At 70.0% G+C, this 24566-nt stretch carries 22 protein-coding genes; 13 read left to right on the top strand and 9 right to left on the bottom strand.

Features of this window, described 5'->3' with window-relative positions; genetic code table 11:
- Nucleotides 1–7: 7 nt before the first annotated feature.
- From EOV43_RS11105 to EOV43_RS11095, 3 genes are all read right to left on the bottom strand, one after another.
- Entirely contained in the window at nucleotides 8–1249 is a 1242-nt protein-coding gene (locus tag EOV43_RS11105; protein WP_128221341.1) for a M48 family metalloprotease, read from the bottom strand.
- Between the two features lie 133 nt (nucleotides 1250–1382).
- The gene (locus EOV43_RS11100) at nucleotides 1383–2183 is read right to left on the bottom strand and encodes a flavodoxin family protein (RefSeq protein WP_128221340.1); all 801 of its coding nucleotides are present in this window, start codon (nucleotides 2181–2183) and stop codon (nucleotides 1383–1385) included.
- 90 nt (nucleotides 2184–2273) lie between these two features.
- Complete coding sequence (locus EOV43_RS11095) at nucleotides 2274–3200, bottom strand: hypothetical protein (protein ID WP_128221339.1); 927 nt, start codon at nucleotides 3198–3200, stop codon at nucleotides 2274–2276.
- 172 nt (nucleotides 3201–3372) lie between these two features.
- On the opposite strand from EOV43_RS11095, the gene folC reads away from it, so the two are divergent.
- Together folC and EOV43_RS11085 are read left to right on the top strand one after the other, a co-directional pair.
- The gene (folC, locus tag EOV43_RS11090; RefSeq protein ID WP_206611317.1) at nucleotides 3373–5064 is read left to right on the top strand and encodes a bifunctional tetrahydrofolate synthase/dihydrofolate synthase; all 1692 of its coding nucleotides are present in this window, start codon (nucleotides 3373–3375) and stop codon (nucleotides 5062–5064) included.
- Complete coding sequence (locus tag EOV43_RS11085; protein WP_239022099.1) at nucleotides 5061–5555, top strand: DUF4233 domain-containing protein; 495 nt, start codon at nucleotides 5061–5063, stop codon at nucleotides 5553–5555. The genes folC and EOV43_RS11085 overlap by 4 nt, the downstream gene beginning before the upstream one ends.
- A 41-nt stretch (nucleotides 5556–5596) precedes the next feature.
- On the opposite strand, the gene EOV43_RS11080 is transcribed toward EOV43_RS11085, so the two are convergent.
- Entirely contained in the window at nucleotides 5597–6991 is a 1395-nt protein-coding gene (locus EOV43_RS11080; protein WP_128221338.1) for an aminotransferase-like domain-containing protein, read from the bottom strand.
- 85 nt (nucleotides 6992–7076) lie between these two features.
- Here EOV43_RS11080 and EOV43_RS11075 point away from each other — a divergent pair, with 85 nt between their 5' ends.
- Genes EOV43_RS11075 through EOV43_RS11065 form a run of 3 tightly spaced genes read left to right on the top strand, consistent with a single transcriptional unit; the run spans nucleotide 7077 to nucleotide 9008 of the window.
- Entirely contained in the window at nucleotides 7077–7850 is a 774-nt protein-coding gene (locus tag EOV43_RS11075; protein WP_128221337.1) for a pyridoxamine 5'-phosphate oxidase family protein, read from the top strand.
- 10 nt (nucleotides 7851–7860) lie between these two features.
- Nucleotides 7861–8268 (top strand): nucleoside-diphosphate kinase, encoded by a 408-nt coding sequence (gene ndk / locus EOV43_RS11070; RefSeq protein WP_206611316.1) that lies wholly within the window; start codon nucleotides 7861–7863, stop codon nucleotides 8266–8268.
- On the top strand, nucleotides 8268–9008 hold the full coding sequence (locus tag EOV43_RS11065; protein ID WP_128221336.1) for a hypothetical protein: 741 nt from the start codon (nucleotides 8268–8270) through the stop codon (nucleotides 9006–9008). Before ndk ends, EOV43_RS11065 begins: the two co-directional genes overlap by 1 nt.
- A gap of 100 nt (nucleotides 9009–9108) precedes the next feature.
- Here EOV43_RS11065 and EOV43_RS11060 read toward each other — a convergent pair whose 3' ends face one another.
- Entirely contained in the window at nucleotides 9109–9669 is a 561-nt protein-coding gene (locus EOV43_RS11060; protein ID WP_128221335.1) for a DUF937 domain-containing protein, read from the bottom strand.
- Between the two features lie 74 nt (nucleotides 9670–9743).
- Nucleotides 9744–9920 (bottom strand): hypothetical protein, encoded by a 177-nt coding sequence (locus tag EOV43_RS15465; RefSeq protein WP_164878701.1) that lies wholly within the window; start codon nucleotides 9918–9920, stop codon nucleotides 9744–9746.
- Between the two features lie 225 nt (nucleotides 9921–10145).
- Here EOV43_RS15465 and EOV43_RS11055 point away from each other — a divergent pair, with 225 nt between their 5' ends.
- The 6 genes from EOV43_RS11055 to rodA all read left to right on the top strand — a co-directional run bounded on the left by EOV43_RS11055 (nucleotide 10146) and on the right by rodA (nucleotide 17286).
- Nucleotides 10146–11327, top strand: a complete 1182-nt coding sequence (locus EOV43_RS11055) for a hypothetical protein (protein ID WP_128221334.1) — start codon at nucleotides 10146–10148, stop codon at nucleotides 11325–11327.
- Nucleotides 11328–11482: 155 nt separating this feature from the next.
- Nucleotides 11483–12511, top strand: coding sequence for a rod shape-determining protein (locus EOV43_RS11050; RefSeq protein ID WP_128221333.1), 1029 nt, complete (start codon nucleotides 11483–11485; stop codon nucleotides 12509–12511).
- On the top strand, nucleotides 12511–13431 hold the full coding sequence (gene mreC, locus EOV43_RS11045) for a rod shape-determining protein MreC (protein ID WP_128221332.1): 921 nt from the start codon (nucleotides 12511–12513) through the stop codon (nucleotides 13429–13431). The genes EOV43_RS11050 and mreC overlap by 1 nt, the downstream gene beginning before the upstream one ends.
- A complete protein-coding gene (gene mreD, locus EOV43_RS11040; protein ID WP_128221331.1) occupies nucleotides 13428–13946 on the top strand; it encodes a rod shape-determining protein MreD in 519 nt (172 codons plus the stop codon). The genes mreC and mreD overlap by 4 nt, the downstream gene beginning before the upstream one ends.
- The gene (mrdA, locus tag EOV43_RS11035) at nucleotides 13946–16108 is read left to right on the top strand and encodes a penicillin-binding protein 2 (RefSeq protein ID WP_128221330.1); all 2163 of its coding nucleotides are present in this window, start codon (nucleotides 13946–13948) and stop codon (nucleotides 16106–16108) included. Before mreD ends, mrdA begins: the two co-directional genes overlap by 1 nt.
- Nucleotides 16105–17286 carry a rod shape-determining protein RodA gene (gene rodA / locus EOV43_RS11030; RefSeq protein ID WP_128221329.1) on the top strand — a complete coding sequence of 394 codons (1182 nt, stop codon included), beginning with the start codon at nucleotides 16105–16107 and terminating at the stop codon, nucleotides 17284–17286. The genes mrdA and rodA overlap by 4 nt, the downstream gene beginning before the upstream one ends.
- Nucleotides 17287–17290: 4 nt before the next feature.
- Here rodA and EOV43_RS11025 read toward each other — a convergent pair whose 3' ends face one another.
- Nucleotides 17291–18541, bottom strand: a complete 1251-nt coding sequence (locus EOV43_RS11025; RefSeq protein WP_128221328.1) for a hypothetical protein — start codon at nucleotides 18539–18541, stop codon at nucleotides 17291–17293.
- A gap of 113 nt (nucleotides 18542–18654) precedes the next feature.
- Nucleotides 18655–20796 carry a sensor histidine kinase gene (locus EOV43_RS11020; RefSeq protein ID WP_128221327.1) on the bottom strand — a complete coding sequence of 714 codons (2142 nt, stop codon included), beginning with the start codon at nucleotides 20794–20796 and terminating at the stop codon, nucleotides 18655–18657.
- Between the two features lie 138 nt (nucleotides 20797–20934).
- Between EOV43_RS11020 and EOV43_RS11015 the strand changes: the two genes are divergently transcribed.
- Nucleotides 20935–22911: a TIGR03960 family B12-binding radical SAM protein gene (locus EOV43_RS11015; RefSeq protein WP_128221326.1), complete on the top strand. Its 1977-nt coding sequence runs from the start codon at nucleotides 20935–20937 to the stop codon at nucleotides 22909–22911.
- 3 nt (nucleotides 22912–22914) lie between these two features.
- Complete coding sequence (locus EOV43_RS11010) at nucleotides 22915–23214, top strand: hypothetical protein (RefSeq protein ID WP_128221325.1); 300 nt, start codon at nucleotides 22915–22917, stop codon at nucleotides 23212–23214.
- Between the two features lie 82 nt (nucleotides 23215–23296).
- Here EOV43_RS11010 and EOV43_RS11005 read toward each other — a convergent pair whose 3' ends face one another.
- A complete protein-coding gene (locus tag EOV43_RS11005) occupies nucleotides 23297–24538 on the bottom strand; it encodes an MFS transporter (protein WP_239022098.1) in 1242 nt (413 codons plus the stop codon).
- Nucleotides 24539–24566: the final 28 nt, after the last annotated feature.

Genomic DNA, 24566 nt, shown 5'->3' with positions numbered 1-24566 from the left:
ATGAGGCTCAGAGTCGGGTGAGGAAACCAGTTCCGGGGGCCTGCCGTTCGCCGGGCGCGGCGAGGAAGGCCTTGAGGGCACGGTCGTCGCCGGTTCCGTCGTCGGTGGGGGACCAGGTGGGGGCCACCTGGTACTCCCGCAGGATGTCGCGCAGGAACGGCACGACGGTGGGGTCGAGAACCACCTGACGGGCCACACCGGCGAGGTCCAGGGGGCCTTCGGTCTCGCTGACCAGGTCCATCACGCCGCCCCAGGAGCAGGTCAGCATGCCGGCGCCGACGTCGGCCAGGGCGTCGCACAGGACGCCGGTGAGGAGGAACACGCAGTCCTCGACGGTGACGGCGTCCGAACGCAGGGCGTTGGCCACCCGCGAGCGCAGGTGACCCTGCTCCACGAGGTCGAGGAGTTCCCACAGCGTCGAGACGGTGGGGGAGGCGGAACGGAACAGGATGATGGAGGACGCGCGCGAACGACGGTTGGTCCAGCGTGCCATCGCGTCCTCCCACTCCAACTCGCCGGTGCCGGGCGGGAGACCCGCGTCGGCGACGTTCTCGAAGAGCGCGTCGGCGTCGGAGAGCAGGAACAGTGCGGGGTCGCTGGCGGCGGGGTTGCCGGGGATGTCGGGACGGGCCTCGAGCTCGGCCGCGTCGGCGATCTCCATGCCGCGCTCGGCGAGCAGTTCGGCCAGACCGAGGTAGACCGGGCGCGGGACGAGGTTGTCGGTGAGGTCGGGGTGGACGAACTCGTCGATCCACCACTGGGTGGCCTCGTGGATGGCCGACTCGAGCTTCTGGGTGCCCGAGGGGCGGGTGGCGCGGGCCGGTTCGTCCTGGGTGCCACCGCGCAGTCGCGAGAAGAGGCCGCCGCGGGACTTGCCCGACGGTTCCTCGGCGGCGGGCCGTGCGCCGTGGTCGCGCTCGGTCATGACCCGGGTGACGACCTCGGCCAGGTCGCCCTGGTCGAGGGCGAGCAGCATCGGGACGCCGATGTCGAGGATGTAGGGCTCCTCGTGCGTCGTCACGTGGGCGTTGCCGACGACGCGCAGGGCGTCGGGCGTCGTCAACCCACTCTCCAGTGCGATCTGGCGCACGAACTGCCACAGCGCCGGCTGCTCGATGTTGGTGACGCTGACGGTGCCGTCGAGCATCGAGGTGGTGTCGGCGGTGAACATCTCCTGCCACAGGGAGGTCACCCAGTTCTCGCCCGCGGGGGCGCTGGGGGACACGGTTCCGAAGGCGGGCTCGCTCATGCTGCACTCCCTGGTGGCGGCGCTTCCCCCGGGAGGCCTCCCGGGGGACTCGATGCTAGCCGCGGGGAAGTGACGCGTGGCCGTTATCCCCCAAGTGACGCATGGTGCAGGTGTGACACGTCACGGGGCGGGGTCAGCCCTGGTACGGGTTGGCCGAGCCCTCGGCGATGCCCTTGCGGATCTTCTTCTCCACCGTGGCGGCGAGCCGGTTCGCGAACCACGGCAGCTTGCGGTCGGTGAACCAGTCGGCGTCGAACCAGCCGCGCTCGTCCCAGTAGGCGGCGTCGACGGGGCCTTCGTCGCGTCCGCTCTCCACCAGCAGCCGCGCGACCCGGAAGCCGATCAGGTCCGCCGCGGTGGGGGCCGGCTCGACCGGGTTACGAGCCTGGTCCACGACGCTGGCGGCGAGCTCGTCGAGGGCCGCGTCGACCTTGGCCCGGTAGGGCGCCTTCTTCAGACCGGGGCCGTTGACTCCGAGCTGACCGACGGTGTGGAAGCCCCAGCGTCGGGTGGCGGACTTCAGGTACCCGAGCGCCTGGTCGTGGCCGGCCCCGGCGGCGGTGGAGATCTGCACACACGGCTTCCCGACGTGGGCGGGGCGGTGGATCAGGTAGGCGAAGTGGTCCACGAACCGCTTCATCGTCGCCGAGACGTGGAAGGAGTGCACGGGTGTGGCGAAGACGACGAGGTCGGCCTCCTCCATCAGTCGTGCGGCGCGGGCCGCGGAGGAGAAGTTGGGGCAGCTCTGCTCGCCCGCGGTCATGCAGCCCAGACAGGCGGCGCACGACGGGCCGAGGTCGAGCGAGTCGGTGTCGACGGTGCTGACCTCGACGTCGGGGACGATGCCTCGCACCCGGTCGAGGAGTTCGTTCACCAGACGTCCGGTCGCGCCGTCACTGCCGTGCCCCGTTCCCATGACCACACCGATGTGCACTGCTGCTCCTGACGACGGGTGCTGTCACGGCGACGGCACGACGCGCGGATCATATATTTCGCGTCGTGCCGTCGGAGGGCGACGCGCCGCTCAGCGGGTGACGTGCACGGTGGCGTTCGCGGTCCCGGTGCCCACACCCTTTGCGCGTGCGCCCGCGGTGGGGGTGAAGGTGACCGCGACGCGGTGCTTGCCCTTCTTCAACGACTTCGGCAGTTGGACCGTGAACGAGCGGGCCTTGCGGGTGGTCACCGTGCGCACCTTCTTCCCGTCCACCCGCACCACGACCGTGCCGGCCGGAGCGACCGTGTGCTTCGCGCCCTTGCGCAGGGTGACGGTGAGGCGCGCCTTCGCGCCCTTCTTCGCGACGACGGCGCGCGCGACCTTGGCGGCCTTCGGCTTCACGGCCAGACGGACCGGCGTGACCTTCGGCTTCGGCTGCGGAGTCAGGGTCGGCTTCGGGGTCGGCGTCGGGGTCGACGTGGTGCCGATCGTCACCGTCGTCGGTGTGGTCTTCGGGGTGCACGACACCGTCGCGGGGAATCCGTAGGCGGTCAACGCCATGGAGAAGGCGCCGGGCGTGAAGGTCAACGTGGGGCCGGGAGCGGTGGCGCTGCCGGTGAGGGACGGCAGGTCGATGGGCACGTTCGGGGTGGCGGTCAGCGACGCCACGTACCCGGTCAGTGTGGTCGACGTCCCGTTGACCGACGCCGTGAGGGTGGAGGTCACCTTGGTGATGTTCAGCGCGCTGTCCAGGGGCAGCGTGGGACGGCCGCCGGACGCGGTCAGTGTCGTCGTGCTGCCTGATCCGGACGCGGTGACGGTGAAGTCGACCGGGAGGTCGAACTTCTGGTTCAGCAGCGGGATCGTGCACGCGTACGACGCGCTCACGGTGGCGGTGCCCTTGACGGCGGCCGTCGCAGAAGGGGCCATGAGCACTGCTGAGGCGGTGGCGCCGGCCAGGGCGGTGGGCAGGACAGCTGTCAGGGCTGCGGTACGCGTGCGGAGGTGCGAGGTCATGGTGGGCGGGCTCCCCTCGTGGTGCTGAGCCCCCGTGGCTCGGCACGTCGCAGCGAGTGTGCCCCGAACCACGCCGCCGCACGGAGGGATCGGAGTGCGGTCCCTCAGATGGGGTATGCGGCCGGTCGCGCGGAGTGGGGCCGCTCGACGCCACCGCCTAGACTCGGGGGCGATGAGCACCTCTTCTGGATCCTTCGACGGCCCCCGCTACGCCCAGACCTTCGCGGAGGTCGAGGACGCCCTGCTGTCGCGTTGGCCCGAGACCCGTCTCGAGCCCTCGCTCGACCGCATCCAGGCGTTCGTCGAGCTCCTCGGCGACCCGCAGAAGGCCTACCAGTCGGTGCACCTGACGGGCACCAACGGCAAGACCTCGACCTCGCGGATGATCGACACGATCCTGCGGACCCTCGAGCTGCGCACCGGCCGCTTCACCAGCCCTCACGTCGAGAAGATGAGCGAGCGGATCTCGATCGACGGTGAGCCGCTCTCCGACGAGGCCTTCGTGGACGCCTTCAACGACATCGCACCCTTCACGCACCTGGTGGACTCCACCCAGGAGCACCCGCTCTCCTTCTTCGAGACCGTCGTGGGCATGGCCTACGCCGCGTTCGCCGACGCCCCGATCGACGTCGCCGTCGTCGAGGTCGGCATGGGCGGAGGCTGGGACGCCACCAACGTGATCGATGCCCAGGTTGCCGTCGTGCTGCCGATCGCCCTCGACCACGCCCAGTACCTGGGCGACACCATCGCCGCGATCGCCACCGAGAAGGCCGGCATCATCAAGCCCGGTGCCCAGGTCATCCTGGCCCAGCAGACCCCCGAGGCCGCGGAGGTGCTGATCGCGCGCGCCGCCGAGGTCGGCGCCACCATCGCCCGCGAGGGCATGGAGTTCGGCGTCGTGAACCGGGTCGCCGCCGTCGGTGGCCAGGTCGTCACCCTGCAGGGCCTGCGTGGCCGCTACGAGGACGTCTTCATCCCGCTCCACGGTGCCCACCAGGCACAGAACGCCGCGGTCGCGCTGGCCGCCGTCGAGGCGCTGCTCGGTGAGCACGACCTCTCCGACGAGATCATCCGTGAGGCCTTCGGCCGCGTCACCTCGCCGGGTCGTCTCGAGGTCGTGCGTCGCTCGCCGTCGATCGTCCTCGACGCCGCCCACAACCCGCACGGCGCCGAGGCCTCGGCCGCCGCGATCGAGGACGCCTTCGGCTTCGACCCGCTCATCGGCGTCATCGGCGTCATGGGCGACAAGGACTACGAGGGCGTGCTCGCCGCGTTCGAGCCGCACATGGCCCACCTCGTCGTCACCCAGAACTCCACCCCGCGGTCGATGAAGGCCGAGGACCTGGGCGAGGTCGCCAAGGAGATCTTCGGCGAGTCCCGCGTCACGGTGCTCCCCGACCTCGCCTCCGCGATCGACTACGCCGCGGCGCTGGCCGAGGCTGGTCAGGCCTACGGCGACGCGATGGGCGCCGGCGGCGTCCTGGTGACGGGTTCGGTGGTCACCATCGGCGAGGCCCGCGCGATGATCCGCCCCGAGGGCCGCGAGGCTGCCCCGGCCAAGGACCCCAACGCCATCCCCGACGCCCCCGAGATCTCCCCGTCGATGCTGCGCGCCATGCAGGCCGCCGCGGTCACCGACGGCGACCTCGACTCCGGTCTCGACATCGACCCCTTCGCGGGTGCGAAGTCGGTGCGCGGACCGCGCCACGAGGACGAGGACCCGGTGGCACGCTTCATCGGCGAGTTCGGCCTCGACTCCGACGGCGACATCGACGCCGACGACATCTTCGCGATGGACGAGCGTGCCGCTGCCGACGCCCGCGGTGGGAACGACCAGAACAACGACGACGAGGACGACCAGTGAGCAACCAGCCCGAGCAGCAGGCCGAGCTCGAGAACCCCACCCTGGGCACCGACGGTGACGAGGGAGTCGACGAGGCCGTCGACACTCGTACCCCCGAGGAGATCGCAGCCAAGGAGCTCCGCAAGGCTCCGCGTCGTGGTCTCTGCGCCGCGGTGCTCTGCCTCGGTGCGATCGCCTACGGCCTGATGACGCCGGTCCTGATCGGTGTCACCGAGGTCAACACTGTCCTGGCCTGGGTGGTCGGCGTCGGCCTGTGCGTGCTGTCGTTCCTCACCGCCGGCCTGCTCCGCAAGGAGTGGGGCTACTGGCTGGGCGGTGCGATCCAGGTCGCCTCGATCCTGGTCGGCTTCTGGATCCCGGTGATGTTCTTCCTCGGCGGCGTCTTCGCGCTGCTGTGGTTCGGCTCCGACGCCCTGGGCCGCAAGATCGAGCGCGAGAAGCGCGAGGCCTGGACCGCGTGGGTGGCCGAGCAGAACGCTCTCAAGGCCTGATCCCGGTCAGTCCCTGATTCGTCCCTGACGTCCGTGCTCGCTCAGTCGAGTGCGGACGTCAGTGCGTTCAGGGCGCGGTCGAGTTCGTCGTCGTCGGGCCCACCGAAACCGACCACCAGACCGGAGAGCCCGGCGGTGCGGCAGTAGGCCGAGAGCAGGTTGACGCCGAAGCCGGCCCGCTCGGCTGCCGCCCGGGCCGCCACGGCGCGGTCCTCCTCGAGCAGCCACGTCGTGTACATCCCCGCCACCGGTCCCGCCAGTTCTGCGTACGGGGAGAGCGCCGCCACCACACGCGGTGCCCGCTCGGCGTACGCGCGTCGGGCCTGACGCACCACGGCGTCGACGTGTCCCTCCAGCAGCAGTTCGGCGAAGACCGCCTGCACTGCCCAGGGCGGGGTGTCGTGGGTGAGGGCGCGGAAGGCGTCCAGGTCGTCCATGAGTCGATCAGGGGCGACCATCCAGCCCAGACGCAGTGACGGCATCACCGACTTCGAGGCGGTGCCGAGCAGTGCCACCTGGTCGGGGGCCAACGCGGTGAGCGCCGGCAGCGGCGCGACGTCGTAACGCAGCTCGTAGTCGTAGTCGTCCTCGACCACGACGGCGCCGTGACGTTCGGCCTCGCCCACCAGCGCGAGCCGTTCCTCGGCCGACATCACGCGCCCCAACGGGTGCTGGTGCGCGGGGGTCACGTAGGCAGCCGCGAGCCCGTCGAGAGACGGCCGGAACGACGCACCGGGGCGGCGGGGCACCGGGAGGTCGACCACGGTGCGGCCGCCGGCCAGCACGGTCGCCACCGCGGCCCGGTACCCGGGATCCTCGATCCCCACCGGCCCGGGAGGAAGCGCCGTCAACAGGTGACGCAGCCCGGCGGTGGTACCTCCGCTCACCCGGACGTCATCAGCGTCCACGGCGAGGCCTCGCTCCCGTGCGATGCGTTCGGCCAGGGCTCGGCGCAGCAGCGGCAGACCACGATGGTCGTCGTACCCGCGTGGGGGAGAGGTGTCGCTGACCCGCCGCCAGGCACGGCGCCAGCCTGCGTGAAGAGAACGGGGAAGCGGCTCCGGACGCCACGGCGTGCCAGCGTCCATGGGAACGAGATCGCCCGACGCGAAGGGACCGCCGGTCGCGACGCTGTGGGGACGGTGCGTGGTTCGCGGCCGGCGCGCTGCGTCAGCAGGCCCGGTACTGATGCGCGTGCCCGAACCGTGGCGCGAGTCGATCCAGCCCTCCGCGCGCAACTGGTCCCAGGCGCTCTCGACGGTGGCGCGGGAGACAGCGAGGTCGGCGGCCAAGGCCCGGGTGCTGGGCAGGCGGTCGCCGGGACGCAGGGTCGCGTCGAGCACCTGCCGGCGCACGGCGTCGGCCAGCTGTACGGGAAGGGGCTCGGGCCGGGAGCGGTCGAGGTCGACCACCACAGGGACCTGAGGAGTGAGCACGGGGGACACCTGCCGAGGAATGGTCTGAACAGAAGCACGCGAAGTGGCACGGGTGTACGGACCACTTCCGGATCAGGATTGAAGCATGCACACCGCACCCACCTCGATCGTTCCTGCCCGCACGGCGCCGCCCCTCCAGCCCGCCCCGCCCCTCCAGTCGACTCCACGGACGACCCTGACCCGGGGACGTCATCGCGGAATCGAGGATCGTGACGCCCTGCACGACCTGCTCGCCCAGGCGCTGCTCGCCCACGTGGGGATCGACATGGGCACGCACCCCGTCGTCCTGCCCTGCCTGCCGGCGCTGGACATCGAGGGTCCCGACGAGGGCGGCACCCTCTACCTCCACGGTTCGGTGGGTGCAGTATGGGTGCGTCGTCTGCTGGCCGACGGATCCGACGTCTGCGTCACCGTCACTGAACTCGACGGCTTGGTCCTGGCCCGTTCGGCCACTCATCACTCGATGAACTACCGCTGTGCCGTGGTGGTGGGACGACCTCGGGTGGTGCCGGAGGGCCCGGAGAAGGTGCGGGCCCTGGACCTCCTCGTCGACCAGGTGGTGCCGGGGCGTGCGATGCACCTGCGCCCCAGCACGCGCAAGGAGATGGCGGCCACGTGCGTGCTCGCGGTGCCGCTGGCCGAAGCGTCGTTGAAGATGCGGGCCGGTGATCCTGTCGACGACGAGGACGACGTCGCGGCCGGGGGATGGGCGGGCGTCGTACCGGTGCAGCGAGTCCTCGGCGACCCTGTCGACGCTGCGGACAACGAAGCGCCGGTCCCGGCCCACGTCGTGAGGCACGTCGCTGACGACGACGGTGTCCGCAGGGTGGGAATGGGCGACGACGTCCAGCGTCGTTAGGCTGGGTCCCATGACCCAGCGCACCTTCGTCCTGCTCAAGCCCGACGCCGTGAAGCGCGGCCTCGTCGGCGAGATCCTCTCCCGCTTCGAGGCCAAGGGCCTCTCGCTGGTCGCCATGGAGCTCCGCACCATCGACGCCGCCCAGGCCGACGCCCACTACGCCGAGCACGTCGAGCGCGACTTCTACCCGCCGCTGCGCACCTTCGTGACGTCGGGTCCGCTCGTCGCGCTGGTCCTCGAGGGTGACGAGGCGATCGACGTGGTCCGTACCCTGAACGGTTCCACCGACGGTCGCAAGGCTGCCCCGGGCACCATCCGCGGCGACCTCTCGCTCTCCAACCGCGAGAACCTGGTCCACGGCTCCGACTCCGAGGAGTCGGCCGCCCGCGAGATCGCGCTCTGGTTCCCGAACCTCTGATGAGCACCACCAGCTCCGACATCCGTCCCGCGGACCGGCTCGCCGACTGGCTCGACGGCCTCGGCCTCCTCGACCAGCTCGAGGACGCCGGCCTGCCGAAGGTGATCCGAGGCCACGACGGCCGCGCGCACTGGCAGGCCCGCGCCACCGGTGAGCCGCTCAGCGACGCCGAGGTGTCGGCGCTGGAGGAGCAGTTGCGTCAGCAGGGCGACGAGCGTGAGCACGCCGTCCCGCTGGCCCTGGTCCTGCTGGCCCGCCGGGCCAAGGTCCGCAAGGAACTGCTCGGCACCCTCACCCACGACCACGCCTCGCTCGCCGAGGTCCGTGACGCGACCCTGAACGCCACCCGGTTCGCGGTGGCCAAGGCGTCCAACGCCCACCAACTGCTGGTGGTCACCACCGGCGCCGAGACCCGGATCCCCGCGTTCCAGCTCGACGCCGCCGGTGAGGTCCGCGCCGAGCTCGTCGGCGTCCTGGAGCACCTGCTCGGGGCCGGGATGGATCCGTGGAACGCATGGGCCTGGCTGACCCAGCCGGTCGCGCTGCTCGGGGGAGGCGTCCCGGAGAAGCTGGCCGCCGACGCCGAGGAGGCTCCGCTCGTCCTGCACGCCGCGAAGCGTCTGGCCGATCGGGTCAAGGCTGACCCCGATGCCCCGGTCAAGCCGGTGCAGGCACCCGCACCCTCCGCGCTCCCGACGAAGTCGTCGGCCGGCGGTTGCGGTTGCGGCGGACACCACTGACCCACGGCGCACGACGTCGCGAGTTCGCTCGCACCACGCCGCAGGCCCTCACCCGCACCGGGTGAGGGCCTGCTGCGTTGTCGTGGCTCTGGAGGCGGGTTCAGTGGCGTCGACCGCTGCCCAGCAGTCCGCCCAGGACGTCGAGGATCGAGGGCGCGGGACCACCTGAGGCGCCCGAGGACTCCGCACCCCGCAGTGCCGACTGCAGCACCTGTCCCAGCACACCGCCGCCGGAGGCAGCACTGTTGCCCGCGGCAGCGCCGCCGACCCGTTTGGCGAGGTAGCTCATCACCAGTGGCGCCAGGATCGGCAGCAGCTTCGTGACGAGGCCCTTGTCGAGGCCGTTGATCCCGCCCAGACGCTGCACCACCTGCTCGCGGGCGTCACCGAAGACATGCTGGGTGATCGCCTCGCCGTCAGTGGGGTCCACGTCGCCCACCGTGACGGCGTCGAGCGGGGGATGCTGGGCCACCGCCCGGGCCAACGACGCCTCGCCGGCCGGATCGTGGACGTTCGCGCTCATCCCGCCCAGCAGGGCGTGCAGAGCGACGGTGACCGCCTCCCGCGTCTTCGCGGGATCGCTGCCCAGGCGTGCGGCGAGATCGGGGATCGAGAGACGGGAGACGAGGTCGTCGAGGGGGCTGCCGTCAGAAGTTGTCATGACGCCAACCTAGAACCGGGCGAGCCCGCTGCACCAGAGGCACGTCATCCGCTTCGGGCCTTCACAGGCTGCTCTCAGAGAGTGCCGACGAACACCTCGGGGACGTGCCGCACGGGGAAGTTCGCCGAGGCCGCGACGAAGCAGAGTCGGGTCACCGCGACGTCGTATCGGTGGACGCTCTCGGTGGCGGAGGCGGGAAGATGCGCGGACGGTGACACGGACGCTCCGGGGGAGTGGTCGATGGAGTTCACGAAGGACACGGTGCGGGCGGCGCGTGCTCGCGGTCGCAGCGATCCGCACCGCCCGATCATGCATCGCATTCGTGAACCTGGCCAGCGTTCCCAGTCTGACTGATCAAGCGGAACGCAACCCAGTGGGATTCACTCCTGCATTGAATCCCCCCACTGGTCACCGGCGGTGCGACAAGATGAGCGCGCGGAGGACGGAACTGGTCCACTGGAAGTGGGAGAACAGTTGTGATTGGTTTGGACGTTGCTGGCCTCAAGAAGCACTGGTATCCCGGCTACGAGGATCTGCCGGGGCGGCTCCGCTTCTACCTGCACGTGGATGAGTGGGGCATCGACATGCCCGACCTGGAGTCGATCACCGACATCGGCGAGGGCGTCTCCGACACCATGGCCCAGGCCTCAGATGCACAGCGGTCGCCGTGCGCGGGCGAGTGGTTCCTGACTCCGTACGGGTGGAGCGCGGTTGTGACGGAGACCTACGACGTCGACGAGGCGTTGGAGTGGCTGGAGTTGTTCGTGGCCACGTTCGGCAGATTCGCCGACGGGCAGGTACGAGGTGGGCCTCCGAAGGGTAAGGGTCGCGGGTTCGCCGGCTCGTTCTTCGCCTCCAGCACGCTGTATCTGCCGACGGACGACCTGACGACGATGGACCCGGTGACGAGAAACATGCGCTGGGCGGTGGCCGAGGAACCCACGCGCGAGTTCGCCCGGTGCGCGTTGGACTGGATCCAGCAGGTCCGAGGTGAGATCCATCTGCGCAGGGGCGTCGACTGGTGGGTGCAGTGTCTCGATCTGGTCCATGACGAGACCCCCGTGGTGGAGGCGATCAGACGCGGCGGCTCGATGACCTTCGAGAGCCGCCGATCGCCAGATCGGTTCCGGCACATCACCGTCCGCCCGTTGGGGCGGGCCTTCGGCCAGATCCAGGACCCCACGCTGAGCGCTCGTGAGCAGTTCGATCTCGCCACCCAGTTGATGCTCTTCAACCCGAGCGCACTGAACTACGGCTACGTCGCGTGGACAGAGGGAGGCTCGAAACAGGAGGAGAGCGCCAACTGGCCCTTCATCGACGACGGCCACGAGCGAATGGCCCGTCACCTGATGGCCGACTACGTGGTCGATGCCCAGCCGCTGCAGCTGCTCACCACGGCACACCTCGACAAGGCCCATGACCTGGGCAACTGGTTGGTGGAGGAGGTCGCTCCGGACCGTTTCCTGGTGACCGCCCGCGATCTCGACCCGTGGCTGGTGCAACCGGGGCTGGATCCCAAGAGACGCAGCCTGTACCACTTCGCGCCGGGGTTGAAGGAGCGTGCGCGTGAGGAGTTCGGCGACATGATCCTGACCGCCAGCATTGTCAAGGAACGTCGCCTGGTAGAGCGGAGTGTTTCCTCGCCTGACGAACGTTGAGAGGGGAAGTGCCGCAGCAGCAGCGGAGGCACCCACAGGTGTGACGGCCGCGTGTCCTCCACGGATGCGGGGTGGCTGAAACCTAGGCTTGGGCCAGCGGTCGTGACCTCCCACGGCCGTTCTTCCCCCGATCGACCAGCGAGGGCTCGGACTACATGGCGAACAGCCTCATCGGCCGCGACATGGCGGTGGACCTCGGCACGGCCAACACGCTGGTGTACGTGCGCGGCAAGGGCGTCGTCCTCGACGAACCCAGCGTCGTGGCGATGAACACCACCACCGGCGAGGTCATCGCCGTGGGCCACGAGGCCAAGCGCATGGTCGGTCGCACCCCGGAGTCGATCAAGGCCGTCCGGCCGCTCAAGGACGGCGTCATCGCCGACTTCGACGCGACCGAACAGATGCTGCGTCACTTCATCCAGCAGGTGCACCGTCGTCGTTACTTCGCCAAGCCCCGGATGGTGATCTGCGTTCCCAGCGGCATCACCGCCGTGGAGCAGCGCGCCGTCAAGGAGGCCGCCTACCAGGCAGGCGCCCGACGGGTCTACGTCGTCGAGGAGCCGATGGCCGCGGCGATCGGTGCCGGCCTGCCGGTGCACGAGGCGACCGGCAACATGGTCGTCGACATCGGCGGTGGCACCACCGAGGTCGCCGTGATCTCCCTGGGCGGCATCGTGACCTCCCTCAGCGTCCGCACCGCCGGAGACGACCTCGACGCCGCGATCGTGCAGTGGATGAAGAAGGAGCACGCCCTGATGCTGGGCGAACGCACCGCGGAGGAGGTCAAGATCTCCTTGGGGTCGGCGTTCCCGCTCGGGCAGGAGATCGACGCCGAGATCCGCGGCCGCGACATGGTCTCCGGTCTGCCGCGCACCGTCCAGGTCTCGACCGCCGACGTGCGTCACGCGCTGGAGGAGCAGATCTCCGCGATCGTCGACGCCGTGCGGCACACCCTCGACCAGACGCCGCCCGAGCTGGCCGGCGACATCATGGACCGCGGCATCGTCCTCACCGGTGGTGGCGGACTGCTGCGCGGCCTCGACGAGCGCCTGCGCCACGAGACCGGGATGCCCGTGCACGTCGCGGAGAACCCGCTCGAGTCGGTCGCCTACGGTGCCGGTCGCTGCGTGGAGGAGTTCGAGGCCCTGCAGCAGGTCCTCCTCTCCGACACCCGGAGGTACTGATGGCGCGTCCCTCCACCGAGAGGCGCTGGCGTGGCCTGGACGACGGTGGGCGTGGCCCCCGCACCACCCTCGTCGCGCTCGTCCTCGCCTCGCTCACCCTCGTCGTCCTCGACCACAACGGGGGCGACGACTCCGTCCTCGAACCCGTCCGTGAGGTCGCCGGCACCGCCTTCGGCCCGCTGGAGAAGGTGACCGACGCCGCGGTGCGCCCCTTCACCGCCGTCGGCGACCACTTCCGCAGCCGTGCGGCCCTGCAGGACGACAACGACGCGCTCCGCAAGGAGAACGCGACGTTGCGCCAGCAGGTCGCGACCGCCGACCACGACGCCGCCCGTCTGGCCGAGTACGACGCCCTGACCCGCGCCGCCGCCGACCTGGGACGCACCCTGGTCCCGGCCCGCGTCATCGGCTACGGCGCGGCGCAGTCCTTCGGCAGCACCGTGACGATCGACGCCGGCAGCGAGGCCGGGATCCGTCCCGACATGACCGTCCTCAACGCTGACGGCCTGGTGGGCCGGGTGCTGCGAGCGACCCGCCGCAACGCCACCGTGCTGCTGATCGTGGACCCCGAGTCGGTGGTCGGTGGCCGACTGGGCCGCTCGAAGGAGGTCGGGTTCCTCAAGGGCCGCGGCGTCCTGGGCAGCGAAGGACGTCTCGACCTCGAACTCCTCGACCCCAAGCACGTCCCGTCCCAGGGCGACAGCGTCGTCAGCTGGGGCAGTGACGGCGCCGGTCCCTACGTCGCCGGTGTCCCGGTCGGCAAGGTCACCGAGGTGTACTCCAGCGTGCGCGAGCAGTCCCAGCGCGCCGTGATCGACCCCTACGTCGACTTCTCCACCCTCGACGTCGTCGGCGTCGTGGTCGAGGCCGGCACCCAGAGCGACCGGGCCAAGGTCCGTGCGGACGGAGGAATCGGATGACGTTGGCCCGTGGAGCGTTCGCGGTCGCCGCCGTCGTGGTGGCGCTCGCCCTCCAGATCTCGCTGCTGCCGCACCTGGCCTGGGAGGGCGTGGTGCCCAACCTCGTCCTGTTGGTCGTGGTCGCCGCAGCCCTGACCCGTTCCCCGCGGTTCGCGATGGCGCTCGGTTTCGTGGGCGGTCTGCTCATGGACCTCGTCCCGCCGGCCGACCACACCGCCGGACGCTGGGCGCTGTCCCTGGTCCTGGTGGCGTGGTTCGCCTCCTCTGCCCGTCGCGGCACCCGTCCCACCTGGCTGCAGTCGGTGCTGACCGCTGCCGCCGCGTCGTTCATCGGATCGTCCGTCTTCGCACTCACCGGGATGCTGCTCTCCGACCCGGAGACGTCGACGGGGGAGATGCTGGCCGTGATCGGCGCAGGCGTCGGCTTCGACGTCGTCTGCGCCACCTTCGTGCTCCCGGTGACCATGTTGGCGCTGCGCCGTCTCGGGGCGGCCGGCGAGCGGGAGCGACCCTGATGGACGCCTCCCTCCGCACCACGCCGCACCGACCTGCAGCCCGGGCCGCCGAACGCAGCCGACTGCGTCTGGTGGTCATCCAGACCTTGGCCCTGACCCTCTTCGTCACCCTGCTGGCACGCCTGTGGTTCCTGCAGGTCGCTGAGGGCGAGGACTATGCCGCGATGGCCGCGGACCAGTCGGTGCGCGACATCGTCGTCCAGCCCCAGCGTGGTCTCGTCGTCGACGCCCAGGGCCGACCGCTGGTGGCCAACCGCCTCTCGTGGGTGGTCTCGGTCGACCGTTCGGTGCTGGCCAAGCTCGCCGCCGACGAACGCGGCAAGCTGGTCGCCCGCGTGGCCGACGCCGTCGAGATGAAGGCCTCCGAGGTGGAGGCCAAGCTCGTCGACTGCGGCAAGGAGAACGCCGAGGTCGGCACCTGCTGGAACGGCACCGCCTTCCAGCCCGTCCCGGTGGCCACCGACGTCGACCAGGCCGTCGCCCTGCGCGTCCTCGAACAGCCCGAGGACTACCCCGGCGTGGTGGCCGAGCAGCAGAACGTCCGCTCCTACCCCTCACCGTTCGGCGTCAACGCCGCCCACGTCCTGGGCTACCTGAGCCCGATCACCGCAGACGAGTTCGCCCAGGCCAAGGCCAAGGACGACCGCTCCGTCAACGGTGCCTCCGTCGTGGGCCGGGCCGGCGTCGAGAAGCAGTACGACGCCTGGCTGCGCGGCATGCCCGGGTACAAGCGCGTCAGCGTCGACCACATGGGTCGGGTCAAGGGTGACGACTCCCAGGTCGAGGCGACCCCGGGCGACACCCTCGTCACCACCGTCGACGCGAAGGTCCAGGCCGTCGTGGAGAAGGAACTGGCCCGCTCGATCGCGAAGCAACGCACCATCGTCGACTCCGTCACCGGGCGCAAGTTCGTCGCGGACTCCGGTGCTGCGGTCGTGATGGAGGCCAAGACCGGTCGGATCGTCGCGATGGCCTCGGCTCCCACCTATGACCCCGAGGTCTGGGTGGACGGGATCTCGTCCAAGGAGCTCGCCCGCCTCTACTCCGAGGAGGCCGGGACCCCGCTGCTCTCGCGCGCCACCCAGGGGCAGTTCGCGCCCGGCTCCACCTGGAAGCCGTTCATGTCGGCCGCTGCCCTCGGCAACGGCTACTCGACCGACACCCGGCTGCCGTGTGCGTCGAGCTACCGCGTCGGCAACCGTGACTTCAAGAACCACGAGTCCGGTGCCTACGGCGTGATCGGTTTCGCCAAGGCCCTCGAGGTCTCCTGCAACACGTTCTTCTACCGGATCGGCCACGACTACTGGAAGAAGTACGGCTCCGACGTCTCCGACGTCGACGCCAAGGACCCCCTCGTCGAGGGCGCCAAGGACTTCGGCTTCGGCGCCACCACCGGCGTCGACCTCCCCGGTGAAGCGTCGGGCCGGATCGCGGACCGCACCTGGAAGCGTTCCTACTACGAGTCGCAGAAGGACTACTACTGCGGCATCTCGAACAAGCCCCGCGACTCCGAGACCTCGGACTTCCTCTACCGCTTCTCCCGCGAGTTCTGCATCGAGGGCTTCGCCTACCGCGCCGGTGACGCGGTGAACTTCGCCATCGGTCAGGGCGACACCTTGGTCACCCCGCTGCAGTTGGCCCGTGGCTACGCCGCGATCGCCAACGGCGGCACCCTCTACGAACCCCGCGTCGCCAAGGCCGTCGTCAGCCCCGAGGGCGAGGTCCTCCAGGAGATCGCCCCGAAGGTGCAGGGAACGGTCTCGACGTCGAAGAAGGCGCTGACGTTCCTCGACAACGCACTCAAGGGTGTCTCGACGGCCGGCACGATGGCCTGGAAACTGGGCGGTTTCCCCACCGACGAGATCCCGATCCGATCCAAGACCGGTACCGCGGAGGTCTACGGCAAGCAGTCCACCGGTTGGGTGGCGTCGTACTCCGAGGACTACGTCGTGGTGATGATGATCAGCCAGGCCGGCACCGGTTCGGGTGCCACCGGTGACTCGATCGCGAAGATCTACGAGACGCTGTACGGCGTCGTCGACGGCGAGGCGAAGGGCGCCAAGGCAGCAGTGCCGGGCACCACCCCCAACGCCAATCTGCCGCGGTTCTCCGCCGACGGCACGATCCTGCCCCCGCTGGTGGAGAAGGGGAAGAGCCGATGACCGACCTCGCCTCCGTGCGTCCCGCCCTCCGATCGGGTGAACGTCCGGCCCTCCGCTCGCCCGGTGTCGACTGGGTGCTGATGGCTGCGATGACGGGTCTTCTCGTGGTCGGCACCCTCGCGATCTGGTCGAGCACCTCGCACGACACCTCCGACCCCACCGCGTTCCTGCGCAAGCAACTGGTCAACATCGCCATCGGCACTGTGCTGATGGTGGTCGTGATGGCCACCGACCACCGCTGGGTCCGGATCGTCACCCCGGTGGTCTACCTGGCCTCGGTCGCCGGTCTGGTGCTGGTGCTGGTCGCCGGCGCCGAGATCAACGGCTCCCAGTCCTGGATCCGTCTGGGCGGCATGACCATCCAGCCCTCGGAGTTCGCCAAGGTCGCCGTCGTGGTGGGCATGGCGCTCTACGCCGCGGAACGATCCGAAGGGCGGGGAGGACGCTCGGTGCGTTCCTCCGACGTCCTGGGCATGCTCGCGATCGCTGCGCTGCCCGCGGCCCTGATCCTGCTCCAACCCGACCTCGGCACGATGCTCGTCCTCAGCGCCACCGTCTTCGGCGTCCTGGCGATCTCGGGGGCGTCATGGAAGTGGCTCGTCGGCCTGCTCGTCGGAGCGGTTGCCGCTGCCGCCGCCGCGGTCAGCCTCGGCGTGCTCAAGGCCTACCAGGTGGACCGTTTCATGGCGTTCACCAACCCCGGACTCGACCCGCGAGGGGCCGGCTACAACACTGAGCAGGCGCGTATCGCGATCGGCAACGGTGGCGTCTGGGGCCAGGGACTCTTCGACGGCTCCCAGACCCAGTCCGGGTTCGTTCCCGAGCAGCACACCGACTTCGTCTTCACCGTGATCGGTGAGGAGCTCGGACTCGTGGGTGCCGGACTCGTGGTGGTGCTGGCCTGCGTCGTGGTGTGGCGGGCGCTGCTGGTCGCCGCGGGATCGGACGACATGTTCGGTCGGGTCGCCGCCGCGGGCATCGCCTGCTGGTTCGGGTTCCAGGCCTTCCAGAACATCGGCATGTGCCTGGGCATCATGCCGGTCACCGGTGTCCCGCTGCCGTTCGTCTCCTACGGAGGTTCGTCGGTCTTCGCCGGCATGCTGGCCGTCGGCCTGCTTCAGAACATCCACCTGCGTTCTGCGGCGTCGTTGCCGACCCGGTTCCTCTCCCGCGGCTGACCCGTCAGGGTGCGTGGCCCTCGCCACTCCAGCGGGTCGAGATCCAGTCGAATTGGAACCAGAGCAGGCCCGCCACCACCAGGGCGGCCTGCCATCCGCGTCGCACGGGTGCGGCCAGCGAGGTGTGGAAGGTGAGGGCGAAGAGCGTGTACCGCGTCCCCGAGCCACCCACCCCGACGGTGGCCAGGATGAACACCAGGTAGCCCAGCGACCAGGCGTGCAACTGCGGGCCAAGTGCTCGGTTCGCAGGCAGCAGGGCACCGCCCAGACAGAGGCCGATCCATCCGGTCACCCAGAGGGCGGCCAGCCAGCCGCTGCCGGCCTGCGCGGTGAGCACCGCGAACGGGGCCGTGGTCTCGGTGCCGCCCGGACGCTTCCAGGCGTCCTGGGTCAGGAACAGGCCGTCGGCCTCGCCGCTGAGGAGACCCACCAGGACGGGCCACAGCAGCACCGAGGCCACCGACAACATCCCCAGCGCCACGAACCGTGCCAGGTCGGGAGTCCAGATGCGTCGCCCGGGGTCGTCCGCGCCGTCGCCACGCCAGTGCGCGAGGAACTTCGGTGCGAAATGGACCAGGATCACCAGCCCCAACGGGACCGCCAACGGTCGGACCAGGCCGAGGGCGACGATCCCGACGACCAGCCAGCCCCACCGTTGCTTCTGCAACGCCAGCAGGGTGGCCAGCAGGACCACCATCGCGGTGGCCTCGCTGTAGTTGGCGGAGAAGACGCCAGCCGCAGGGAACGCAGCCATCGCCACCGGAGCGGTGAACAGGAACCACGGCCGGGTGCTGGCCAACTGCGGGGCGTAGGCCAGCAACAGACGACGCATCAGCAGCACCGCGACCAGCCCCAGCACCGTGTTGAGCGCGATCGCGGCCGCGCCGGTGGAGACGTGCCCCAGAGCGGAGAGCAGACGCACCGTCATCGGGTAGAGCGGATAGAACGCATACGGGTTCTGCCAGACCCTCCCGTCCTCGCCACGGGGGAGCGTCTCGGGGTATCCGTCCTCCACGATGATCGTGTACCAGTTGGCGTCCCACGCCTGGTGCATCAGACGCCAGGCGTCGACGGGTTCGTCGCCGCGCCAGGACCGCGGACGTGACAACGGGTCACGCGCGGCGACCAGGAACGCCACGACCGCGGTGACCCGGGTCAGCAGGTAGGCCAGGGTCAGACCTGCCCACCAGCGGTCTCCGACGAACCACCGTGAGACCCGCCCCCGGGCAGGGGACCCCTCGGTCTGTACGGACATGGTCGGACCGCCTTCCGTCGGTTTCCGCGACCTGTCGTCGCAGAACAACCCGGGTCAGCGTACGGAGAGTGCGGGAAGCGCGGGACGGTGATCCCGACAACGTCGTGCACGCCTCAGGTCAGGACGCGCCGCGCGGGGGCGGGCGTGCTGGCCGGTGCCCCACTCGCGAGGGCGCCTTCCGGGCCGGCGCCGGCGGCCGGCAACGTGAACGAGACCGTCGTCCCACCGTGCTGGTTGGTGCGTGCCCAGATCGTGCCGCCATGACGTTCCACGACCCGCTTGCACAGGGCCAGGCCCAGGCCGAACCCTTCGACCGCGGTCGCGGGGCCGGTGCCGCGACGGTACTCGTCGAAGATCGCCTCTTCCTGGCCAGTTGGGAGCCCGATGCCCCGGTCCTCCACGTCGACCCGGATCCATCCGGGCTCGGTCCGGTGGGACCGCAGTGCGATCTCCGGGATGGTGTCGGGCCGGGAGAACTTCGACGCGTTCCCGACCAGGTTGGCCAGCACCTGGCGCACGGTGGCGAGGTCGGCCTCGACCCGGTGTGGCACCTCGATGCTGAAGCGGTGCGGGCCGTTCTCGGCCATCTGCGAGACGACGGCGTTGACGGGGTCGACGAGGTCGAACACGATCTCGTGCAGGGTGCCCTGGCGCTGGACGGTGTAGTTGAGCCAGTCGTCGATGATCTGTCGCATCCGGCGGTTGCTGGACCGGGCGCGCCCCAGCATCACCAGCGCGTCGTCGCCCTCGCCGTCCTGCAACGAGTCGTGGGCCATCTCCAGCCATCCCTCGAGGCTGGTGAGCGGAGCACGCAGGTCGTGGGCCACGACGCCGGCGAACCCGGAGAGCTCGTCCATCCGCTGGTGCTGTTCGGTGACGTCGACCAGCACCACCATCACGCCGTCGTCGGCCTGGTCGCTGAGCCGCAGCGTGCGTTGTCGCAGCACCCGACGTCCGGCCGGGGTGGGCAGCACCAGGTGTTCGACCTCGAACAGGTCACGGTCGCCGACCGGGCGGCCGTCCAGCGTCGAGAGGCCGAAGTGTGCCGTCCAGTCGCCACCCCGTTCGGCGGGAAACGGCCGGCCGAGGAGCTCGACCGCGGCGGAGTTGTGGAACCGCATCGTGAGGTTCTCACCGACCACGACGATTCCCTCCTGCATGGCTTCGAAGACCGTCTCCATCACCTGCAGGTGCCGCGAGGTCCGGGCCCGCTCGACCCGGAGGTCGTCCATCAGGTCGTCACGTCGACGGTTGAGGAACGCCAGGGTCAGTGCGACGAGGATCAGTGCCGCCACCATCAGGTCCATGACGGTGCTCAGCGGGACGGGGCCGGGACGTCCCTCGATGCTGTTGAGGCGGGGGGAGAGGGTGACGCTGACGGCGCCGAGCAGCAACGAGAAGAGCGCCGTCACCCAGACCCGACAGGTCAGGGCGATGATGATCGTGGGGATCACCTGGAGCCACGCCATCGTGACCGCGCCGGTGCTGTGCACCCACAGGAGCAGACTCACCGAGGCCAGCCACACCCCGATCACCCGGGTCCACGGCTGGTCGAGATCGGCGGGGGTCCAGGTGCTGAAGATGATCAGGGTCGCGGACCCGCCGACGACGGTGACCACCACGACGTGGCTGATCCACTGCACGTTCTCGAAACCCTGCAGCGACCACAGGTCGACGCCGGGGACCGAACCGACCAGCAGTGAGAACAGTGCGCTGAGGACCGCGCCCGCAGACAGCGGCACCAGGTCGATCGCCTCGTGCGGAGCCCAGCCGGCCCAGGCGCGTCGCCACGGGGCGGCGTCGGGCAGCAAGGCGGGCTCGCCCAGCTTCATGGCCCGACGCGTCACCTGGGTGCCGAGCCCCATGACGACGGCCTGCAGCGGGATTCCGGCGGCCGACCTCAGGGTGTCGAGAGCGCTGGCCTCCATCAGCACGCCGGTGAGGACACCGATCCCGGACAGGCAGGCGAAGGTGAGAAGGAAGAGGGGAGTGGGCCGGGGCAGGAGTCGGGAGGATGACCAGTCCATGCACAGCCAGGTGAACGCCACCGTGGCGACCAGCCAGACGTCGGGCATCACGCCGGGAGGGTGCGAGCCGGCGACGACGACGGCGAAGAGCGTCGTCATCGTGAGCCCGAGCGTCCAGATCGCCCAGAACCATGCACGCGACGAAGGAGGGGGCGTGTCGAGCGTCGTGGGGGCGACGCCGGGTGAGGTGCCCTCGGCTCGGGTCGGCTCTGCTCCACGCTCGGACATCGGCGTTCGTTCCCTCCCCGCTCCGGCCCCCGCCGGGAAACACCGGCCACTGTAGGGGAGCGCGACGGCGGGTGCGGTCGAAGCAGAATTTCGTCGTACCCTTGAACGTCGTCCCGCTCCTGACACGTCGAGGTCTCCATGTCCAGCGCAGAAGTCACCACTCCCGCCACCGGAGAGTCGGTCTTCCACCTGCTCGAACCGCACCTTCCGTCGGTCTCCAAGCCGATCCAGTACGTCGGTGGTGAGCTCAACTCCACCGTCAAGGAGTGGGACTGTGCGCCCGAGGGCGAGACCGTCCGCTGGGCACTCATGTACCCCGACGCCTACGAGGTCGGTCTGCCCAACCAGGGCGTCCAGATCCTGTACGAGGTGCTCAACGAGCGCGACTGGATCGTCGCCGAGCGCACCTACGCCGTGTGGCCCGACATGGAGAAGGTGATGCGGGAGAACAACATCCCGCAGTTCACCGTCGACTCCCACCGTCCCCTCGGCGGCTTCGACGTGTTCGGTCTCAGCTTCTCCACCGAGCTGGGTTACACCAACATGCTCAACGCCCTCGACCTGGCCGGCATCCCGCTGCACGCCGCCGACCGTCGTGAGCACGACCCGGTCGTGCTGGCCGGCGGTCACGCCGCGTTCAACCCCGAGCCGATCGCCGACTTCATCGACGCCGCCGTGCTCGGTGACGGCGAGGAGGTCGTGCTCGCGATCTCCGAGGTCGTGCGCGAGTGGAAGACCGAGGGTCGTCCCGGTGGCCGTGAGGAGCTGCTGCGTCGCCTCGCGGTGACCGGCAACATCTACGTCCCCACGTTCTACGACGTCACCTACGGCGCCGACGGCGCGATCGAGGCCGTCGTCCCCAACCGTCCCGGCATCCCGGACCGGATCCGCAAGCACACCCTGATGGACCTCGACGCGTGGCCGTACCCGGCCAAGCCGCTGGTCCCGCTCGCCGAGACCGTGCACGAGCGTTTCAGCGTCGAGATCTTCCGTGGTTGCACCCGTGGTTGCCGTTTCTGCCAGGCCGGCATGATCACCCGCCCGGTCCGCGAGCGCTCCCTCACCACCATCGGTGCGATGGTCGAGAACGGCATCCGTGCCTCCGGCTTCGACGAGGTCGGTCTGCTGTCCCTCTCCTCGGCCGACCACACCGAGATCGGTGACCTGGCCAAGGACCTCGCCGACCGCTACGAGGACTCCAACGTCTCGTTGTCGCTGCCCTCGACCCGCGTCGACGCCTTCAACATCACCCTGGCCAACGAGTTCTCCCGCAACGGTCGCCGCTCCGGTCTGACGTTCGCCCCCGAGGGCGGCTCGGACCGCATGCGCAAGGTCATCAACAAGATGGTCGACGAGGAAGACCTCATCCGCACCGTCGCGACCGCGTACTCGCACGGCTGGCGTCAGGTGAAGCTGTACTTCATGTGCGGTCTCCCCGAGGAGAACGACGACGACGTCCTCGCCATCGCCGACCTCGCCAAGCGTGTGATCCAGAAGGGTCGCGAGGTCTCGGGTCGCAACGACGTGCGCTGCACCGTTTCCATCGGTGGTTTCGTGCCGAAGCCGCACACCCCGTTCCAGTGGGCCCCGCAGCTCGACCACCCCACCACCGACGAGCGTCTCAAGAAGCTGCGCGACATCGTCCGCGAGGACAAGAAGTACGGTCGTGCGATCGGTTTCCGCTACCACGACGGCAAGCCCGGCATCGTCGAGGGACTCCTCAGCCGCGGTGACCGCCGCGTCGGCGGGATCATCGAGCAGGTGTGGCGTGACGGTGGTCGTTTCGACGGCTGGAGCGAGCACTTCTCGTTCGACCGCTGGATGACCTCGGCCGAGAAGGCGCTCGACGGCACCGGCATCGACGTCGACTGGTACACCACCCGTGCCCGTGACTACGACGAGGTCCTGCCCTGGGACCACCTCGACTCCGGTCTCGACAAGGACTGGCTGTGGGGTGACTGGGAGGACGCGCTCGCCGCGGCCAACGGTGAGGACATCGAGGTCGAGGACTGCCGCTGGACCCCGTGCTACGACTGCGGTGTCTGCCCCGAGATGGGCACCGAGATCCAGATCGGCCCCACCGGTCAGCGTCTCCTGCCCCTGACGGTGGTCTGAGCCGTGGCCGCTGGTTCCCGCGACCCGAAGCCGTTGTTCCCGGCCGACCCGCCCGGCGTCACGCCGGCCGAGTCGACCGCCGGACGCATGGTGGTGGGGTTCCTCGTCGCCGGCATGTTCCTGGTCGGACTGGTCGTCATCGTCCTGATCGGCGTCTGGGCCGACCGCCAGGGCATCCCGATGGTCTACGTCACGATCGCGCTGGTCGCGGCGCTGTTCGGCGTCTTCACGTTGCTGCGTCGCTGGGCCGACAAGAAGGACGCCGAGGAGCAGGCCGCTGCTGAGGCAGCCCCGCAGGACTGACACACCGCACTTCACGCAGAAGGGCGCCACCCCGGCCGGGGTGGCGCCCTTCTGCGTCTTCGCTGTGTCTGCGGGGGAGGGGTCAGCGAGTCCTGACCTGGTCCTCCAGGTAGGCAGGTCGACCCACGTACAGCGCCAGGGCGACCAGCGGGACCAGCAGGCCCAGCAGGAACCAGATCGGGGCGACCCAGCCCCCGGCGTGGTTGTGGATCAGGCCGAGGACGAGCGGTCCGGGGGTGGCGATCAGGTAGCCCACCGACTGCGTGAATCCGGAGAGAGCGGCCGTGCCGGGAGCGGTGCGCGCGCGCATGCTCACCAGCACCAGGATCAGGGGGAACGTGGTGCCGCCGACGCCGAGCAGCAGAGCCCACAGGACGCCGTACTGGCCCGGCAGGGCCAGCAGACCGGCGAACGCGATCGGGTAGCAGGCGATGACGCCCATCATCAGCACCCGCTGGTCCTTGACCCGGGCCAGCAGGGTGGGCAGCACCAGCGAGCAGGGGATGCCCGCTGCGGCGATCAGGCCGACCAGCACACCGGCGTAGGTGGCCGAGTACCCGGTGTCGCGCCACATCTGGGCGAACCAGCCGAACATCGAGTACGCGATCGCGGACTGGACGCCGAAGAAGCCGGCCAGCGCCCACCCCAGCGGGGTGCGGGCGACCTGTCCGAACGTGATCGTGCGCTCAGCGGCGGCGGGCTTGCGGTCCCGGACCACCAGGGCGATCCACGGGACGACGGCGACGGCGGCGACCAGGGCCCAGGCACCCAGGCCCCAACGCCACGTGCCGGCCGCCTCGGCGACGGGGACGGTGGCGGTGAAGGCGAGGGTGAGGCCGGTGGCCATCGCGGTGGTGTAGCAGGAGGTCGCGAACCCGATCCGGTCGGGGAAGTGCAGCTTGACCAGCGACGGTGCCAGGACGTTGGCGCACGCCATGCCGGAGACGGCCAGTGCGGTCCAGAGCAGGAACAACGTGCCGGAGTCAGTGGTGGCACGTGCGCCCAGGCCGATGACGACGGCCACGAGCGCGAAGAGAGAGACCCGGTGCAGGCCGACGACGCGGGCGATCCACGGTGCGAGGCCGCCGACGACGGCGAACGCGAAGACCGGGAGCGAGGTCAGGATGCTGGTCGTGGTCGGGGAGAGCGAGAGTCCGGCGCGGACCTCCTCCAGGACCGGTCCGACGCTCGTGGCGGCCGGACGCAGGTTGAAGGCCAGCAGCACCAGACAGGCCAGGACCAGCCAGACAGGGAGGCCGGTGGGGGTGGTGGCGGAGGACGGGGTGGATGTGGGGGGTGTGGGGGAGTTTCGGGGGGATGACACACGGTGATCCTCCCATCGCCCTCGGGTG

The sequence above is a fragment of the Nocardioides yefusunii genome (assembly GCF_004014875.1).
GTDB lineage: Bacteria > Actinomycetota > Actinomycetes > Propionibacteriales > Nocardioidaceae > Nocardioides > Nocardioides yefusunii.
Note: the sequence above shows the minus strand (reverse complement) of the source record. Positions and strands in the feature narration are given on the sequence as shown.

Coding starts and splice junctions, on each gene's coding strand:
- EOV43_RS11105 (WP_128221341.1), bottom strand. CDS start 1,249: ATGAGCGAGCCCGCCTTCGGAACCGTGTCCCCCAGCGCCCCCGCGGGC.
- EOV43_RS11095 (WP_128221339.1), bottom strand. CDS start 3,200: ATGACCTCGCACCTCCGCACGCGTACCGCAGCCCTGACAGCTGTCCTG.
- folC (WP_206611317.1), top strand. CDS start 3,373: ATGAGCACCTCTTCTGGATCCTTCGACGGCCCCCGCTACGCCCAGACC.
- EOV43_RS11075 (WP_128221337.1), top strand. CDS start 7,077: ATGCACACCGCACCCACCTCGATCGTTCCTGCCCGCACGGCGCCGCCC.
- ndk (WP_206611316.1), top strand. CDS start 7,861: ATGACCCAGCGCACCTTCGTCCTGCTCAAGCCCGACGCCGTGAAGCGC.
- EOV43_RS11065 (WP_128221336.1), top strand. CDS start 8,268: ATGAGCACCACCAGCTCCGACATCCGTCCCGCGGACCGGCTCGCCGAC.
- EOV43_RS11060 (WP_128221335.1), bottom strand. CDS start 9,669: ATGACAACTTCTGACGGCAGCCCCCTCGACGACCTCGTCTCCCGTCTC.
- EOV43_RS11050 (WP_128221333.1), top strand. CDS start 11,483: ATGGCGAACAGCCTCATCGGCCGCGACATGGCGGTGGACCTCGGCACG.
- mreC (WP_128221332.1), top strand. CDS start 12,511: ATGGCGCGTCCCTCCACCGAGAGGCGCTGGCGTGGCCTGGACGACGGT.
- mreD (WP_128221331.1), top strand. CDS start 13,428: ATGACGTTGGCCCGTGGAGCGTTCGCGGTCGCCGCCGTCGTGGTGGCG.
- mrdA (WP_128221330.1), top strand. CDS start 13,946: ATGGACGCCTCCCTCCGCACCACGCCGCACCGACCTGCAGCCCGGGCC.
- rodA (WP_128221329.1), top strand. CDS start 16,105: ATGACCGACCTCGCCTCCGTGCGTCCCGCCCTCCGATCGGGTGAACGT.
- EOV43_RS11025 (WP_128221328.1), bottom strand. CDS start 18,541: ATGTCCGTACAGACCGAGGGGTCCCCTGCCCGGGGGCGGGTCTCACGG.
- EOV43_RS11020 (WP_128221327.1), bottom strand. CDS start 20,796: ATGTCCGAGCGTGGAGCAGAGCCGACCCGAGCCGAGGGCACCTCACCC.
- EOV43_RS11015 (WP_128221326.1), top strand. CDS start 20,935: ATGTCCAGCGCAGAAGTCACCACTCCCGCCACCGGAGAGTCGGTCTTC.